We start from the raw sequence: 15,597 nt of genomic DNA on the forward strand, positions 1-15,597 counted from the left end.
TGCTTTGGTGGCCTGGGCTGGTTACAGACTGGGTACAACTCGCAAAAGCGCCACTTCAGACGCAAAAAAACCCGCCGCGGCGGGTTTTGTGCCCTGGCGCGTGCCGAGGATCACTTGGCGGCAGAAGCCTCGGCGGCAGGCGCGGCAGAAGCTTCGGCAACGGGTGCAGAGGCTTCGGCAGCAGGCGCGGTAGCAGCGACGGGGGCAGCAGGTGCGGCTTTTTTGCTTTTGGCAATGCCAAAACCGACGGCCAGGCCCACGGCCAGCACGATCACGGCCACCAAAACGGCCCACACCACGGGTTGATTGTCATCTTGAGCGGTCGACATGTTTGTTTTCTCCGAAAATAATGCGCAGATTGTAATGGGGCCTTGTTGCACATGACTGACACATCCGTTGATGCCCAAAGCAGCACTGCCGCAGAGGGGGCGTCCACGGCCTACCAGGGGGCTTTGCTGGAGCGCTTCAGGGCGCACATTGCAGGCCAGGACCTCTGGGTCTTTGGCTACGCCTCGCTGCTGTGGCGGCCCGAATTCGAAGCCCAGGAGCAGTACATCACGCGTGTCTGGGGCTGGCACCGCGCCCTCAAGATGTGGAGCCGCCTCAACCGTGGCAGCCCGGAATGCCCGGGACTGGTATTCGCCCTGCTGCCGGGCGGCAGCTGCCAGGGCGTGGTGTACAGGGTGGACCGTCAGCAGGCCGATGAGGTGCTGGTCCGGCTTTGGGCCAGAGAGATGCCGATGGACGTCTACACCCCCTGCTGGTTGCCCTGCCAGACACCCGAGGGCACCGTCAAAGCGCTGGCCTTCACCTTGCCACGCACCAGCCCCAGTTTCACGGGGCATTTGCCCGCCGAGACCTATCGGCACATCTTTCAAAACGCCAGCGGCCGCTTTGGCACCACCCTCGACTACGCACGGCAAACCTACGAGAGTTTGCTGGCCCACGGCATCGAAGACCGGGCCTTGGCCGCTGTGCTGCGCCACGCCAACTGAAGGGCAGCACCGCCAGCGGCCAAGCCCCTGCCCGCACCAAGCCCACCGACCGCCAGCGGACTGACACACACAGGGCCTGCCTATACTCAGGCCATGAACATCGCCGACCTGCGCAAGAGCTACGAAAAAGCCGAGCTCAACGAAAACGCCTCGCACGCTGACCCGCTGAAGCAATTTGGCCAATGGTTGCAAGAAGCCATCGCCGCCGAAGTGCCCGAACCCAACGCCATGACGCTGGCCACGGTGGCCAGCAACCTGCGCCCCAGCACCCGCGTGGTGCTGATCAAGGGTTACGACGAGCGCGGCATCGTCTGGTACACCAATTACGACAGCCGCAAAGGCCAAGAGCTGGCAGGCAACCCTTTTGCCGCACTGCAGTTTCACTGGGTCGAACTCGAACGCGTGGTGCGCATCGAAGGCCGGGTGGAAAAAGTCAGCGACGAAGAAAGCGACGCCTATTTCCACAGCCGTCCGCTGGACTCCCGCATCGGGGCATGGGCCTCACCGCAGAGCCAGGTGATCGACGGGCGCACGGTGTTGGTGACCAACGCCGCCAAGTACGCGGCGCAATTCATGCTCAACCCGCCGCGCCCACCGCACTGGGGCGGCTACCGCCTGGTGCCTGACGAATGGCAGTTCTGGCAAGGCCGCAAGAGCCGCCTGCATGACCGTCTGCGCTACCGCCTGGACGCTGACCAGTGGCTGCGCGAGCGCCTCGCACCCTGATCGGTTGGGCCATCAGGTCGGCAGCAGGGGCAGCAAAGCCAGTACCACCGTGATGCTGACCAGGGCCACAGCCGTAGACACCCCCACGGCGGCGGTGATCATCTCTTCTTCTTTGCGGTAGCGCTGAGAAAACAGGAATACATTGGCGCCGATCGGCAGGGCCGCGGCCAGCACCATCACGCCCAGCTGCAGGCCGCGCAGGCCCAAGAGCCAGCCCACCGCGGCCATCAGGGCCGGGTGGACCACGGTCTTGACCAAGGACAGCCGCAGCGCGGTTTTCCACTGCTGGCCCACGGGCGTCTGCGACAAGGTGATGCCCACGAGCACCAGCGCCACAGGCCCAAAGGCATTGCCCAGCAGCAGCAAAGGTTTGTCGATCACGGGGTGCAAGCCCCAGCCGGTGAACGAGTAAGCGATGCCAGCGAGAATGGGCAGCGGCACGGGGTGGATGATGGCGTTGCGCACCGCAGAGCCCACCGTGCGCCAGACCGAGCGCACGTCGCCCGACTGCGCAGCGGCTTCGCGTGCCACCTGCAACTCCAGCACCAACGTGGCGATGCTGAGCAAAATGAGTGCGTGCAGCGAGATCAAGGTGAACAAGAGCACCTGCCCGGCTTGCCCGTAGGCCAGGCCCACCAAAGGCACACCGATCATCAAGGTGTTGCTGAAAATGCCCGCCAGCGCCATGACCGAGGCCCGGCTGTTGCCGCCGTACACCGCCAGCATGGTGAAGAACAGCACGCTGGCCACCAAAAAGTATTGCATCACCGGGCGAAAGTCGAGCTGCGCCACATGCGAGCTGGCCATGGTGCGAAACAGCAGCGCCTGCGTCAGCACCAAGAACACCAGGTTCGACAGGTCCCGCACCGACTCGCCCCGCACCAGACGCGCACGCCCGGCCATGTAGCCGATGAAGATCAGCACCACCACCGGCAGCAGCGAAGACAAAACGGGGTGGTCAAGGTTCATGCCCCGAATTATCCCGGGCCACACCAGCGGGCCGTCTTCGGAAACCACTTACAAGGCCCATGCGTCCGTCGCGTTGTGCCTTGGCCAGTGGTCAGAACCCGGCCTGAACACCCAGCTTGAAGCTGCGCCCGGGCAAAGGCGACTTGCCAAAAGCGGTGCTGGTGAGGATCGACGTCGGGCTGTAGGCCAGCTGGTTGGTGAGGTTATCGATGCGGGCGAACCAGTCCAGCGTCAACCCAGGCAGCTTCTGGCGATAAGACACGCTGGCGTTGGCCAGGGTGTAGGCCACCGTGGCCACGCTGCCCGCAGGCACACGGTGTTGTGCCGCGTGCCAATCGGCCCCGAACTTGGCATGCCAAGGACCTTGGGCATAGGCCAGCGTGGCCCCCAGCCGCAGCGGTGCGATGCGGGGCAAGGGCTCGCCCGTGCTGTCGTTGCGGGCGCGCACGATGTCGGCGCGCCAGTCCAGGTCCAGCGTGGAGGCGGCTTGCCACAGGCGCTGGCGACCACCGGCCTCCAGACCACGAAAACGCGCTTTCACACCCTGGTAGGTTTGCACCGGCAAACTGTCCTGCGTCTGCCCCGTGGCCAGCAAAGCGATGAAGTTGTCAAAGTCGCTGGCAAAGGCGGTGATGCCCATGCGATGGGGGCCCGATTGCCACGCCAGCCCCGCGTCCAGACTTCTGGATTTTTCCAGACCCAGCTGGCTGTTCCCGACTTCCCAGGCGTGCGTGGCCAGGTGTGGGCCATTGGCAAAAAGCTCGTAGTCTTTGGGCGCACGCTGCGTCATCGCGGCGTTGCCCGTCAGGCGCCAGGCGGGCGCAATCTGCACCAGCGTGCCAGCAGCGAGACTCCAGGGTGCGAACGCCCTCGTGCCCACTTCAAAACGGTCCAATGACGGGTTGCCCAAAGACGCTACGCGCACCGACTCCCAGCGCGCCCCGGCATTGAACTGCCCCCAGGCGGTGGGCAAGACTTCGTGTACAAACAGCGCCTGGCTGCGGGTCTGGCTGAACGGGGCAAAGGCCTCGTCCCCGACCGCTGAAAAGCGCCCCGACTCCACCTGCGCGCCCAGCACACCCTGCCAGCCGAGCAGCGCGCGGTGTCGCGCCTCGATGCGCAGGTCCTGACCCTGGTTGGCGAACACGGTCCCCGGGGCACCGTTGTCAAACTCGGTGTGCCGGTAGTCGGTGTGGCCCAAGCGGCCTTTGACGCTCTCGAACCAACCAGGCAACTGGCGCTGCTGGACTTCGAGCGCATAGCGCGTGGTCTTCATGCCGATCGTCACCTGGTCTTCGGCCACGGTGCCGTAGTCGCTTTGGTGGGTGTTCACCGAAGCCCCGAGATAGCCATGGTCCCAAAAAGTACTGGCCCCCACGGCGCCACCCCGCGACTGGCTGGCCGAATTGCAGATGCGCGCTGCGTAACGCGTCTCGCCCGTCTTGTCGCAGGCCACGCTCAGCGGCACACGCACATCGCCCGTGTGGCGGTCGAAGCCGTCCACATGCCAGGCCCAGCGCGCGTTGCCCGACTCCAGCAGTGCAGCTGCGCTGCGCTCGCGGTTGCCCGTGGCCCCCTGCAACTGCGCCTTGCCCGACAGCCCTGACAAGGGCTCGCGCGGGATGCGGTTGTCGATCACATTGACCACCCCGCCCACGGCGCTGCCGCCGTACTGCAAGGCGGCCGGGCCGCGCAGGACCTCGATGCGCTCGGTCGACAGCACATCGAGCGGCACCGCATGGTCAAAGCTCAGCGCCGACACGTCCACGCTGGAGGCGCTGTTGTTCAACACCCGGATGCGGTCACCGTCCAGCCCCCGGATGATGGGGCGGCTGGCGTTGGGACCAAAGTAGGTGCTCGACACACCGGGCAAGCCGCTCAGGGTCTCGCCCAAGGTGCTTTGCCCGCGCTCGATCAGATCGCTGCGCCCCAAAGCGCTGGCGGGCACCGAGGTCTGCTCGCGCCCCAGGGGGTTGCCGGTGATGATGATTTCGCCGGGCGTGGTTTGCGCCATGGCCGAGCACAAGGCGCAAGCGCAGGCCAGCGGCGACAACTTGAAATAGGAATGCATGGTCTGGACTTGAAAAACAGAAACTCGTCTGACGCCCCGGCCACTGGCCAGGGTCATGCAGACAACGGTCGGTATTTCAGGTCCAGGTCGGGGGCGCGCGTGCGGGTGGCGTGCAGCAGAGCCGCGCAACCACGGCAGGGAACGTCAGACCCGCAGGCACGCTGGGCGTCAGCAACAGAAGGCTGACCTGCAGCGGCCAGGCACTCAGGGCGCTGGCGTGGCCCAGATGGTCCAGAACCAGGCACAGCGCCGAGCCTGGTGCGTGGCCTTCGTCCATGTCGCCCACCACGGGCGCTGCAGCTGCGGGCGCAGCCACCGCCTGCTGCACCTGGTGCGCGATGCCATGCCACTGACCCCAGATGGGCGCCCAGAGCAGCGCCACGATCAGCCACAAGGCCGATGCGACACGCCAGCGCGCTGTTGGAGGAAGTGAACGACGTAAGGACATCAATGCCATTGGAACATCAAAACGATGACAGGACCGTGACCTGCTGCACCGGCTTCAATCACGCACCAGGCGCACAAAAGTCTTGCGGAACTTGGCCACCTTGGGCGCCGCCACCGCCAGGCAGTAGCCCTGGTGCGGGTTGCGCTCGAAAAAGTCCTGGTGGTAGTCCTCGGCCGCGCTGTAGTTGGCCAAAGGCAACACCTCGGTCACGATGGGCTGGCCAAAGGCCTGCGCCGCGTTCAGCTCGGCGATCAGCGCCTGCGCCACCTGCTGCTGTTCGGGTGTGGTGAAGTAAATGCCGCTGCGGTACTGCGTGCCCACGTCATGGCCCTGGCGGTTCAGCGTGGTGGGGTCGTGGATGACAAAGAAGATTTCGAGCAGCTCACGGGTGCTGACCTGGGCCGGGTCGTACTGCAGCTTGACCACCTCGTTGTGGCCCGTGGTGCCGGTGCACACCTGCTCGTAAGTGGGGTTCAGCGCATGGCCATTGCTGTAGCCGGACTCCACATCCAGCACACCGCGCACCTGCACGTACACCGCCTCGGTGCACCAAAAGCACCCGCCGCCCAGCACCAATGTGTCGGTCATCTCATCCCCTTGCGTTGTGGAGTGGGCGATTATCCGGCCGGGGCGAAATCGGCGCTGACCGCCTGCACGAAGTCCTTGAGCGCCATCTGGTCGCGGCCACTGCGCCACAGGCAGCGCGTGTCGTAACGCACATCGGCCTGGGCCAGCGGCACAAAGGCCACCCCGGCCAAAGCCGATTGTTGCAAGGCCTGCGGCACCAGCGCCACGCCTTGGCCCTGTGACACCAGCGATACCACGCTCAGCCAGTGGCGCAGCTCGTGCACCGCTGGCGGCAACCAGCCCGCCTGCTCGCACTCGCTCAGGATGCGGGCGTGGTAGTCGGGCGACACCGTGCGCGAAACCACCACCAGCGCCTCGCCGCGCAACTGGTCCAACCCGACCACATCAGCCCGGGCCAGCGGGTGCGACTGCGGCAGGCAAGCCACCAGCGGCTGGCTCACCACCAGCACCTGGTCAAAGCCCGGCGGCACGCGTGGCGTGTGGACAAAACCCACGTCCAGCCGGTCACGCACCAGCTCGGACAGCTGCTCGCTGGAGCTGAGCTCCAGCAGCACCAGCTTCAGGCGCGGGTGGCTGGCCTGAAAGCGGCTGAGCAACTGCGGCAAACCGCAGTACAGCATGGTGCCAGCAAAGCCGATGTGCAGCTCGCCCGACTGCCCCTCAGCCACCTCGCGCGCTTCGCGGGCGGCGTCGCTCGCCTGCGCCAAGAGCGCACGGGCGGCGGGCACAAAGGCTTGGCCTGCGGCGGTGAGCTGCACGCCCCGGCTGTTGCGGGTGAAGAGCTGCGCGCCCACAGACGCTTCGAGCTGTTGGATATTGAGCGACAGCGGTGGCTGCGAGATCGACAGCCGCTGGGCCGCCCGACCAAAGTGCAGTTCCTCGGCCAGGGCCAGAAAATAACGGAGATGACGGAATTCCATGTATTAAAAATTTATATTGATGAATCCATAATCAATATTAGACAGCTATTCATGCCACCCTGACAATCGGACCCAAGACTTTTTTCACGGAGACACCCCCATGGCCACCACCAAGAACACCTTCAACTGGGAAGACCCCTTTCACCTGGCTGAGCAACTGACCGACGACGAGCGCCAGGTCAGCGAAGCCGCCCGCGCCTACTGCCAGGAACGCCTGCTGCCCCGTGTGAAAGACGCCTTCTTGAACGAAACCACCGACCGTTCGATCTTCAACGAGATGGGCGAGCTGGGCCTCTTGGGTGCCACCATCCCCGAACAATACGGCGGCGCGGGCCTCAACTATGTCTGCTACGGCCTGGTGGCCCGCGAAGTCGAGCGCGTGGACTCGGGCTACCGCTCCATGATGAGCGTGCAGTCGTCGCTGGTGATGGTGCCGATCAACGAGTTCGGCACCGAAGCACAAAAGCAAAAATACCTGCCCAAGCTGGCGCGTGGCGAGTGGGTCGGCTGCTTTGGCCTGACCGAACCCAACCACGGCTCTGACCCCGGCAGCATGATCACCCGCGCCAAGAAAGTGCCTGGCGGCTACAGCCTCTCGGGCGCCAAGATGTGGATCACCAACAGCCCCATCGCCGACGTGTTCGTGGTTTGGGCCAAGGACGATGGCGGCCAGATCCGTGGCTTCATCCTCGAAAAAGGCTGGAAAGGACTGTCCGCCCCTGCGGTGCACGGCAAGGTGGGCCTGCGCGCCTCCATCACCGGCGAGATCGTGATGGACGAGGTGTTCTGCCCTGAAGAAAACGCCTTCCCTGAAGTGCGTGGCTTGAAAGGCCCCTTCACCTGCCTCAACAGCGCCCGCTACGGCATCGCCTGGGGCGCGCTGGGCGCCGCCGAAGACTGCTTCTTCCGCGCCCGCCAGTACGTGATGGACCGCCAGCAGTTTGGCCGTCCCCTGGCCGCCAACCAGCTGATCCAGAAAAAACTGGCCGACATGCTGACCGAGATCAGCCTGGGCCTGCAAGGCTGCCTGCGCCTGGGCCGCATGAAGGACGAAGGCACCGCCTCGGTCGATCTGACCTCGATTCTCAAGCGCAACAGCTGCGGCAAGGCGCTCGACATCGCCCGCCTGGCCCGCGACATGATGGGCGGCAACGGCATCAGCGCCGAATACGGCGTGGCCCGCCACCTGGTCAACCTGGAAGTGGTCAACACCTACGAAGGCACCCACGACGTGCACGCCCTGATTTTGGGCCGGGCCATCACCGGGATCGCGGCTTTCTCGAACTGAGTGCCAGCCACACAGCCATCCAGGTCTACGAGGGTATGGGTGGGTCTGTGGCTCCAACCACCATCAAGGGGCTTCGGCCCCTTTTTATTTACCCGTCATTCACACCGCCGGTCTTGACGCGGAGCCAGCCTGCGCCTACATTACTAACCTTCCAGTCATTAACTGATTTCCGGCCTTGTCCGACCTGAACACCCCCCACAAACGCGAACGCCGCAAAGAGGCCCGCCCCGGTGAACTGCTGGAGGCGGCGCTGGATCTGTTCGTGGAAAAAGGCTTTGCAGCGACCCGCTCCGAAGAGGTGGCCATCCGCGCCGGGGTCTCCAAAGGCACCCTGTTCCTGTATTTCCCCAGCAAGGAAGAGCTGTTCAAAGCCGTGGTGCGCGAGAACCTGGTCAGACACCAGACCGAAGGCGCCGAAGAAATCGCCCGCTTCGAGGGCAGTGCGGGCGAGTTGCTCGAATTCTTGATGCTCGAATGGTGGCGGCGCTACGGCGCGACCAAGGCCTCCGGCATTTCCAAGCTGATCATGAGCGAGGCCAACAACTTCCCTGACCTGGCCCGCTTCTTCCAGGAAGAAGTGATCACGCCCGGCCACGCCATGGTGCGCGCCGTGCTGCAGCGGGGCATTGACCGCCAAGAGTTCCGCCCGGTCAACCTGGACCTGGCTGTGCACTCCGTCATCACGCCGCTGCTCTTTTTGATCATGTGGAAACACTCGATGGGGCCGTGCTGCCCACAGACCGAGCAAATCGACCCCGAAGCCTTCATCTCTCAACACGCCCAGCTGCTGGTGCGTGGTCTTTCACCGACTGAATCACCATGAAACGTTCTACCCTCTGGATCCTCACTGGCTTGGCCGCGGCTGTCCTGATCGCAGGCGGCGCACGCTGGGCCGGACAGCGCAAGGCCGCAAGCAGCAGCGGCCCAGAGGCGGCCACCAACACCTCTTTGATCGAGCTCGGTGCCAGCGATGTCATCACTGCACAAAAAATGGACATGACCGTGGGTCTGCCGATTTCGGGCTCGCTCAAGGCCAGCCAGAGCGCGCTCATCAAGGCGCGCGTGGCGGGTGAACTGATGGACCTGGTGGTGCGCGAGGGCGACCAGGTCAAGGCCGGGCAAATCATTGCCCGCATCGACCCCACCGAATACCAGGCCCGCGAGCGCCAGGCCAAGCAGCAAGCCGATGCCGCACAGGCCCAGGTCGAAACGGCACAAAAACAGTACGACAACAACAAGGCCCTGGTGGACCAAGGCTTCATCTCGCAAACCGCCTTGCAAAACTCGGCGTTCACGCTCAATGGGGCCAAGGCCACGCACATGGCCGCCCTCGCAGGGCTGGATGTGGCGCGCAAGGCGCTGGACGACGCCACCGTGCGCTCGCCCATCGACGGTCAGGTTTCGCAGCGGCTGGCCCAGCCCGGCGAGCGCGTGGCGCCCGACGCCCGCATCGTCGAAGTCGTGAACCTGACGCAACTGGAAATCGAAGCCGCCCTGCCTGCGGCCGATGCCAGCCAGGTGCGCGTGGGCATGAAGGCCAAGCTCAAGGTGGAGGGCCTGGAAGAGCCCCTGCAGGCCAAGGTGCTGCGCATCAGCCCGGCAGCCCAGGCTGGCAGCCGCAGTGTGATGGTGTACCTGGGCGTGACCGGTGACGAGGGCCTGCGCCAGGGCCTGTTTGCCGAGGGCAGCCTGGGGACACGCAGCATCCAGGCGCTGGCGGTGCCGCTCTCCAGCGTGCGCACCGACAAACCCCAGCCCTACGTGCAGGTGGTGGACAAGGCGCAGATCCGCCACGTGACGGTGCAGACCGGCGCACGCGCCGAAAAAACCGTGCAAAACAACACCCTGACCTGGGTCGAAGTGCAAGGCCTGAGCGAAGGCATGCAGGTGCTCGCTGGCAGCGCCGGGGCCGTGCGTGAAGGCACCGCCGTGAAGTTCACCGCCGGCGTGCGCTGAAGGATCTGATCCATGTGGTTCACCCGTGTCAGTCTGAAAAACCCCGTTTTCGCGACCATGGTCATGCTGGCCCTGGTGGTGCTGGGCCTGTTTGCTTACCAACGGCTCAAAGTTGACCAGTTTCCCAACATCGACTTCCCGGTGGTGGTGGTCAGCACCGAATACCCTGGTGCCTCGCCCGAGATCGTGGAGAGCGAAGTCTCCAAGAAGATCGAGGAAGGGGTCAATTCGATCGCGGGCATCAACGCCCTGACGTCGCGCAGCTACGAAAACCAGTCGGTGGTGGTGATCGAGTTCCAGCTGCACATCGACGGCCGCAAGGCGGCCGAAGACGTGCGTGAAAAAGTCGCCGCCATCCGACCCAACCTGCGCACCGAGGTCAAGGAACCACGTGTCCTGCGCTTTGACCCCTCAGCCCGCGCCGTCTGGTCGCTGGCCGTGATTCCTGAAAAGACCGACGGCACCGGACCGTCCTCGGTGGAGATCACCAACTGGTCCGAGCAGGTGCTGAAAAAGCGCCTCGAAAACGTGCGTGGCGTGGGCTCGGTCACGCTGGTGGGCGGCACCCGTCGCGAGATCAACCTGTACCTGCAGCCCGCCGCCATGGAGGCCCTGGGGGTGACCGCCGAGCAGGTGGTCAGCGCCGTGCGCAACGAAAACCAGGACCTGCCCGTGGGCGCGATCCGCTCGCGTGAGCAAGAGCGCATGGTGCAGATCGAGTCGCGCATGAAGCGGCCCGAAGACTTTGGCAGCATCATCGTGGCCCGCAAGGGCAGCACGGCCATACGCCTGTCGCAAGTGGCCCGCGTGCAGGACGGCGCGCAGGAGCTGGAAAGCCTGGCGCTGTACAACGGCCAGCGCACCTTGCTGCTGTCGGTGCAAAAAGCGCAGGACGAGAACACCATCCAGGTGATCGACGGTCTGGTCAAGACCGTGGCCGAGCTGAAAAACCAGCTGCCCCCAGGCCTGCGCCTGGAGCCCATCACCGACAACTCGCGCCCAATCCGGGTGGCGGTGGACAACGTGCGCCGCACGCTGATCGAGGGCGCCATCCTCACCGTGCTGATCGTGTTTTTGTTCCTCAACTCCTGGCGCTCCACCGTCATCACCGGGTTGACGCTGCCGATCTCGATCATCGGCACCTTCATGTTCATGAACATGTTCGGCTTCACCATCAACATGATCACACTGATGGCCCTCAGCCTGTGTGTGGGCCTCTTGATCGACGACGCCATCGTGGTGCGCGAAAACATCGTGCGCCATGTGCAAATGGGCAAGGACGCTTACAACGCTTCGCTGGACGGGACTCAGGAAATCGGTCTGGCAGTGCTGGCCACCACCTTGTCCATCGTGGCGGTGTTTTTGCCCATCGGTTTCATGGAAGGCATCATCGGCAAGTTTTTTCACGAGTTCGGCATCACCATCGTGGCGGCCGTGATGATCTCGATGTTCGTCAGCTTCACGCTCGACCCCATGCTCTCAAGCATCTGGCATGACCCCAGCATCGAGGCCCATGGCCAGCGCCACGCCCCGGTGACGTTGTACGACAAAACCATTGGCCGCGTCACGGGCTGGTTTGACGAGGGCACCGAGCGCCTCTCCGAGGGCTATCAGAAGATCCTGGCCTGGTCGTTGGTGCACAAGCGCAAGACCGTGTTGTTGGCCGTGGGCATCTTTGTCCTGAGCATTTTCATGGTGCGTTTTCTGGGCACCGAATTCGTGCCCAAGGCCGACTTTTCGGAAACCACGGTGAACTTCCAGACCCCCGTGGGCAGCGCCATTGAGGCCACCGAAGCCAAGACCCGGCAGGTGGAGGCCATCGTGCGCGAATTCCCCGAGGTGCGCTACACCGTGGCCACGCTCAACACCGGCAATGCGCTGGGCAAAAACAATGTGAGCATTTATATCCGCCTGGTTGACCGCAGGGACCGCAGCCGCAATGTGGATCAGATGTCGGCTGCGCTGCGCGAGCGGCTGCGCCAGGTGCCGGGCATCACCGTGATCCATGCGGGGCTGCTCGATGCCGTGGGCGGCAACAAACAAATCGAGTTTTCACTGCAAGGCCCGGACCAGCGCGAGCTCGAACGCCTAGCCCTGCTGGTCATGGACAAGATCCGGATCATCCCTGGCCTGGTCGATCTGGACTCCAGCGTCAAGGCCAACAAGCCCACCATCCGCGTAGACTTGCAGCGCGATTCGGCCTCGGACCTGGGACTGGGCACGGGGCAACTGGCCTCACCGCTGCGCACCCTGGTGGCAGGCCAGACGGTGGGCAACTGGCGCGCCCCCGATGACCAGACTTACGATGTGAACGTGCGACTGGCCCCCGAGAGCCGCAACAGCCCACAAGACCTGGAGCGACTGCCCTTTGCCGTGGGCACTGCCGCCGATGGCAGCCCGCGTGTGGTGCGTCTGGGCCAGGTGGCCAAGGTCAGCGAGTCCACGGGCTCCAACCAGATCAACCGCCGCGACCTGACACGCGAAGTGGCGATCAACGCCAACGCCTATGGCCGAGCCACCGGTCAGGTGTCGGGCGACATCAAGCAGGTGCTCGACAGCCTGAACCTCCCCCCGGGCTACCGCTACCAGTTTGGCGGTTCGACCAAGAACATGGCCGAATCGTTTGGCTACGCGATCTCGGCCCTGGCGCTGGCTGTGATCTTCATCTACATGATTTTGGCCAGCCAGTTCAAGAGCTTTCTGCAACCGCTGGCCCTGATGACTGCCCTGCCCCTGACCTTGATCGGCGTGGTGCTGGCGCTGATGGTGTTCCGCTCCACCTTGTCGATGTTCTCGATCATCGGTGTGATCATGCTCATGGGCCTGGTGACCAAAAACGCGATCTTGCTGGTGGACTTTGCCATCCGCGCCCGAGAAGATGGCATGGCCCGCACCGAAGCGCTGCTGCTGGCGGCCAAGGTGCGGCTGCGCCCCATCTTGATGACCACACTGGCCATGATTTTCGGCATGGTGCCGCTGGCCTTTGCCCTGACCGAGGGCTCGGAGCAGCGCGCCCCGATGGGCCAGGCCGTGATCGGTGGCGTCATCACCTCGTCACTGCTGACACTGGTGGTCGTGCCCGTTGTTTACTGCTACATGGATGATCTGGCGCAATGGTTGCGCCGCCAAGCCGGACTGCCCCCGGCCCCGGCACCTGCGGGTCAGCCCGGTGCAGGTCCCAAACAGTAAAATTGGACCCAATCGCTCAACTTTCCTCCCGGAGTCAAACATGGACCTCAACCAAGCCCGCTTCAACATGATCGAACAGCAAATCCGCCCCTGGGAGGTCCTGGATCCCCAAGTGCTGGCCTTGCTGTCCGTGGTGCGCCGCGAAGACTTCGTGCCGCTGGCCCACAAGGCCCTGGCTTTTGTCGACATGGAGATCCCGCTGGGCAACGGTCAGGTCATGTTGGCCCCCCGTGTGCAGGCGCGCCTGCTGCAGGACCTGGCTCTGCAAAAAACCGACAAGGTCCTCGAAGTGGGTACTGGTTCGGGCTTCATGGCCGCCTTGCTGGCCCACCAGGCCGCCAGCGTGCTGAGCCTGGAAATCGACGCCGGTCTGGCCACGCAAGCCCAGAAGAACCTCTACAAAGCCGGTGTGGAGAACGTCACCGTGCGCCAGGCCGATGGCAGCCAGGGCGCGGCCGCCGACGGCCCCTTTGACGCCATCTTGCTGTCCGGCTCCGTGGCCGAAGTGCCGCAAGCCCTCTTGGCACAGCTGAAAGTCGGCGGCCGCCTGGTCGCCATCGTGGGTCAGGAGCCCATGATGCGTGCCACCGTGGTGACCCGCACCAGCGAAACCGCCTTCACCACCACCCAGCCCTGGGATGTGAACACCGCTCGCCTGGCTGGCTTCAACGAGCCATCGCGCTTCGCGTTCTGAGCCATGCAGCAAATCAACCCATCCCAGTTGGTACAGTGGGCCAGCGCACAAGCGCAGCGCCCGGTGTTGCTGGACGTGCGCGAGGGCTGGGAGCTGCAAACCGCCAGCGCCAGTGCCCCCGAGCTGGACCTGGTGCACATGCCCATGCAAACCATCCCGGCGCGACTGGATGAACTCGACCGCACCCGCCCCATCGCCTGCCTGTGCCACCACGGCGGCCGCAGCATGCAGGTGGCGCACTTTCTGGCCAGTCATGGCTACGAAGTGGTGAACATCGCCGGTGGCATCCACGCCTGGTCGGCGCAGGTCGACCCCCAGATTCCCGTTTATTGAGCTTCGCTTTTTCAGGCTTTCACGAAAGATCTCCATGCAGCTGTCACGTCCCTCCGCCTTGTTTCGCCAATTGCCACTGAGTCTGGTGCTGACACTGGCCTTTGCAGGCAGCAGCCAGGCGCAAAGCCTGGTCGATCTGTACAACCTGGCCAAAAGCTATGACGCCAGCTTCCAGTCGGCCAAATCCCAGTACGAGGCCAATCTGGCCAAAGCAGACCAAGGCAAAGCGCAGTTGCTGCCGCAGCTGGCACTGACCGGGGGCGCAACACGCAACCAGCTCGAAAGCCACAGCTCGCCTCTGGTGTCTGCCTACTCCCAGGACCGGGCGTTCACCACACAAACCGGTGGCCTCAATGCCACACAACCTTTGTACCGCCCGGGCAACCTGGCCACTTACCGGCAAAGCCAAAAAGCGCTGGACCTGGCACAAGCGGCCTTGTCACAAGCCGAGCAAGACCTGATCGTGCGTGTGAGCCAGGCTTACTTTGATGTGCTGGCCTCCCAAGACAGCCTGACTTTTGTGCAAGCGCAAAAGAAAGCCGTTGCAGAACAGCTGGCCAGCGCCAAGCGCAACTTTGAAGTGGGCACAGCCACCATCACCGACACCCGCGAAGCCCAGGCCCGCTATGACCTGGTGACTGCGCAAGAAATCGCTGCCGACAACGACCTGCGCGTGAAGAAAGTGGCGCTGGAACTGTTGGTCGGTAAAAACGACCTGACGCCCCAACGCCTGAAAAGCAATGCGGCACTGCCTGCCGTTGAAGGCCAGGGTGCGGACACCTGGATTGCCCAAAGCGAACAGGCCCACCCGGCCATCCAGCAAGCCCGCGCCAACCTGGACATCGCCAAACTGGAATCGGAAAAAGCCATGGCCGGGCACAAACCCACCGTGGATCTGACCATGGGTTACAACGTCCAGAAAAACCTGAACGGCACCAGCATTGGTGCCCTGGCGGGCGGGGTGAACTATACCCAGACCACGGTCAAGAGCGCGGGCATCACCGCCACGCTGCCCCTGTTCGCGGGCACCGCCACCCAAAACCGCTTGCGCGAAACCGTGGCGCTGGAAGAAAAAGCCCGCATGGACCTCGAAGGTGCGCAGCGCCAAGTGGCACAAGCCACCCGCACCGCCTTCCTGGGGCTGCAATCGGGCCTCGGCCAGGTCAAGGCCTACGAAGCGGCTGAGAGCTCCAGCCAGGTGGCGCTCGACGCCAACAAGCTGGGTTACCAGGTGGGCGTGCGCATCAACATCGATGTGCTCAACAGCCAAAGCCAGCTTTACCAGACCAAACGCGATCTGGCCAAGGCCCGCTATGACGTGTTGGTCGGCCAACTCAAACTGCGCCAGGCCGCCGGTGTGCTCAAGGCCGAGGACATGGCCAGCATCAACGCCTTGCTGGCGCCTTGAGCGTTTACTGCA

15 protein-coding genes are annotated in these 15,597 nt (G+C 64.1%); 9 read left to right on the forward strand and 6 right to left on the reverse strand.

The window, feature by feature from the left end:
- Nucleotides 1-110: 110 nt before the first annotated feature.
- Nucleotides 111-329: a hypothetical protein gene (locus tag IC609_RS01180; protein ID WP_191817629.1), complete on the reverse strand. Its 219-nt coding sequence runs from the start codon at nucleotides 327-329 to the stop codon at nucleotides 111-113.
- 51 nt (nucleotides 330-380) lie between these two features.
- On the opposite strand from IC609_RS01180, the gene IC609_RS01185 reads away from it, so the two are divergent.
- A complete protein-coding gene (locus IC609_RS01185) occupies nucleotides 381-995 on the forward strand; it encodes a gamma-glutamylcyclotransferase (RefSeq protein WP_191817630.1) in 615 nt (204 codons plus the stop codon).
- A gap of 93 nt (nucleotides 996-1,088) precedes the next feature.
- Entirely contained in the window at nucleotides 1,089-1,721 is a 633-nt protein-coding gene (gene pdxH, locus IC609_RS01190) for a pyridoxamine 5'-phosphate oxidase (RefSeq protein ID WP_191817631.1), read from the forward strand.
- A gap of 12 nt (nucleotides 1,722-1,733) precedes the next feature.
- On the opposite strand, the gene IC609_RS01195 is transcribed toward pdxH, so the two are convergent.
- The 5 genes from IC609_RS01195 to IC609_RS01215 form a co-directional block, all read right to left on the reverse strand.
- Nucleotides 1,734-2,690, reverse strand: a complete 957-nt coding sequence (locus IC609_RS01195; protein WP_191817632.1) for an AEC family transporter — start codon at nucleotides 2,688-2,690, stop codon at nucleotides 1,734-1,736.
- A gap of 91 nt (nucleotides 2,691-2,781) precedes the next feature.
- Nucleotides 2,782-4,761 (reverse strand): TonB-dependent receptor, encoded by a 1,980-nt coding sequence (locus IC609_RS01200; protein WP_225223944.1) that lies wholly within the window; start codon nucleotides 4,759-4,761, stop codon nucleotides 2,782-2,784.
- 76 nt (nucleotides 4,762-4,837) lie between these two features.
- Nucleotides 4,838-5,209 carry a hypothetical protein gene (locus tag IC609_RS01205; RefSeq protein ID WP_191817634.1) on the reverse strand — a complete coding sequence of 124 codons (372 nt, stop codon included), beginning with the start codon at nucleotides 5,207-5,209 and terminating at the stop codon, nucleotides 4,838-4,840.
- A 54-nt stretch (nucleotides 5,210-5,263) separates the two neighbouring features.
- Nucleotides 5,264-5,797: a peptide-methionine (S)-S-oxide reductase MsrA gene (gene msrA, locus IC609_RS01210; RefSeq protein ID WP_191817635.1), complete on the reverse strand. Its 534-nt coding sequence runs from the start codon at nucleotides 5,795-5,797 to the stop codon at nucleotides 5,264-5,266.
- A gap of 29 nt (nucleotides 5,798-5,826) precedes the next feature.
- Nucleotides 5,827-6,717, reverse strand: coding sequence for a LysR family transcriptional regulator (locus IC609_RS01215; RefSeq protein WP_191817636.1), 891 nt, complete (start codon nucleotides 6,715-6,717; stop codon nucleotides 5,827-5,829).
- A gap of 100 nt (nucleotides 6,718-6,817) precedes the next feature.
- On the opposite strand from IC609_RS01215, the gene IC609_RS01220 reads away from it, so the two are divergent.
- The 7 genes from IC609_RS01220 to IC609_RS01250 all read left to right on the forward strand — a co-directional run bounded on the left by IC609_RS01220 (nucleotide 6,818) and on the right by IC609_RS01250 (nucleotide 15,585).
- A complete protein-coding gene (locus IC609_RS01220) occupies nucleotides 6,818-8,005 on the forward strand; it encodes an acyl-CoA dehydrogenase (RefSeq protein ID WP_191817637.1) in 1,188 nt (395 codons plus the stop codon).
- Nucleotides 8,006-8,180: 175 nt separating this feature from the next.
- Nucleotides 8,181-8,828: a TetR/AcrR family transcriptional regulator gene (locus tag IC609_RS01225; protein WP_191817638.1), complete on the forward strand. Its 648-nt coding sequence runs from the start codon at nucleotides 8,181-8,183 to the stop codon at nucleotides 8,826-8,828.
- On the forward strand, nucleotides 8,825-9,961 hold the full coding sequence (locus IC609_RS01230; RefSeq protein ID WP_191817639.1) for an efflux RND transporter periplasmic adaptor subunit: 1,137 nt from the start codon (nucleotides 8,825-8,827) through the stop codon (nucleotides 9,959-9,961). Before IC609_RS01225 ends, IC609_RS01230 begins: the two co-directional genes overlap by 4 nt.
- Nucleotides 9,962-9,973: 12 nt before the next feature.
- Nucleotides 9,974-13,150, forward strand: coding sequence for an efflux RND transporter permease subunit (locus tag IC609_RS01235; protein WP_191817640.1), 3,177 nt, complete (start codon nucleotides 9,974-9,976; stop codon nucleotides 13,148-13,150).
- A 40-nt stretch (nucleotides 13,151-13,190) separates the two neighbouring features.
- The gene (locus IC609_RS01240; RefSeq protein WP_191817641.1) at nucleotides 13,191-13,844 is read left to right on the forward strand and encodes a protein-L-isoaspartate O-methyltransferase family protein; all 654 of its coding nucleotides are present in this window, start codon (nucleotides 13,191-13,193) and stop codon (nucleotides 13,842-13,844) included.
- 3 nt (nucleotides 13,845-13,847) lie between these two features.
- On the forward strand, nucleotides 13,848-14,177 hold the full coding sequence (locus IC609_RS01245; protein ID WP_191817642.1) for a rhodanese-like domain-containing protein: 330 nt from the start codon (nucleotides 13,848-13,850) through the stop codon (nucleotides 14,175-14,177).
- A gap of 34 nt (nucleotides 14,178-14,211) precedes the next feature.
- On the forward strand, nucleotides 14,212-15,585 hold the full coding sequence (locus IC609_RS01250) for a TolC family outer membrane protein (RefSeq protein WP_191817643.1): 1,374 nt from the start codon (nucleotides 14,212-14,214) through the stop codon (nucleotides 15,583-15,585).
- Nucleotides 15,586-15,597 lie beyond the last annotated feature (12 nt).

Source organism: Limnohabitans radicicola (genome assembly GCF_014837235.1).
Classification (GTDB): domain Bacteria; phylum Pseudomonadota; class Gammaproteobacteria; order Burkholderiales; family Burkholderiaceae_C; genus Limnohabitans_A; species Limnohabitans_A radicicola.

Bases quoted from the DNA above. Each gene is read 5' to 3' on its own strand.
- IC609_RS01180 (WP_191817629.1), bottom strand. From the start codon at position 329: ATGTCGACCGCTCAAGATGACAATCAACCCGTGGTGTGGGCCGTTTTG.
- IC609_RS01185 (WP_191817630.1), top strand. From the start codon at position 381: ATGACTGACACATCCGTTGATGCCCAAAGCAGCACTGCCGCAGAGGGG.
- pdxH (WP_191817631.1), top strand. From the start codon at position 1,089: ATGAACATCGCCGACCTGCGCAAGAGCTACGAAAAAGCCGAGCTCAAC.
- IC609_RS01195 (WP_191817632.1), bottom strand. From the start codon at position 2,690: ATGAACCTTGACCACCCCGTTTTGTCTTCGCTGCTGCCGGTGGTGGTG.
- IC609_RS01200 (WP_225223944.1), bottom strand. From the start codon at position 4,761: ATGCATTCCTATTTCAAGTTGTCGCCGCTGGCCTGCGCTTGCGCCTTG.
- IC609_RS01205 (WP_191817634.1), bottom strand. From the start codon at position 5,209: ATGTCCTTACGTCGTTCACTTCCTCCAACAGCGCGCTGGCGTGTCGCA.
- msrA (WP_191817635.1), bottom strand. From the start codon at position 5,797: ATGACCGACACATTGGTGCTGGGCGGCGGGTGCTTTTGGTGCACCGAG.
- IC609_RS01215 (WP_191817636.1), bottom strand. From the start codon at position 6,717: ATGGAATTCCGTCATCTCCGTTATTTTCTGGCCCTGGCCGAGGAACTG.
- IC609_RS01220 (WP_191817637.1), top strand. From the start codon at position 6,818: ATGGCCACCACCAAGAACACCTTCAACTGGGAAGACCCCTTTCACCTG.
- IC609_RS01230 (WP_191817639.1), top strand. From the start codon at position 8,825: ATGAAACGTTCTACCCTCTGGATCCTCACTGGCTTGGCCGCGGCTGTC.
- IC609_RS01235 (WP_191817640.1), top strand. From the start codon at position 9,974: ATGTGGTTCACCCGTGTCAGTCTGAAAAACCCCGTTTTCGCGACCATG.
- IC609_RS01240 (WP_191817641.1), top strand. From the start codon at position 13,191: ATGGACCTCAACCAAGCCCGCTTCAACATGATCGAACAGCAAATCCGC.
- IC609_RS01245 (WP_191817642.1), top strand. From the start codon at position 13,848: ATGCAGCAAATCAACCCATCCCAGTTGGTACAGTGGGCCAGCGCACAA.
- IC609_RS01250 (WP_191817643.1), top strand. From the start codon at position 14,212: ATGCAGCTGTCACGTCCCTCCGCCTTGTTTCGCCAATTGCCACTGAGT.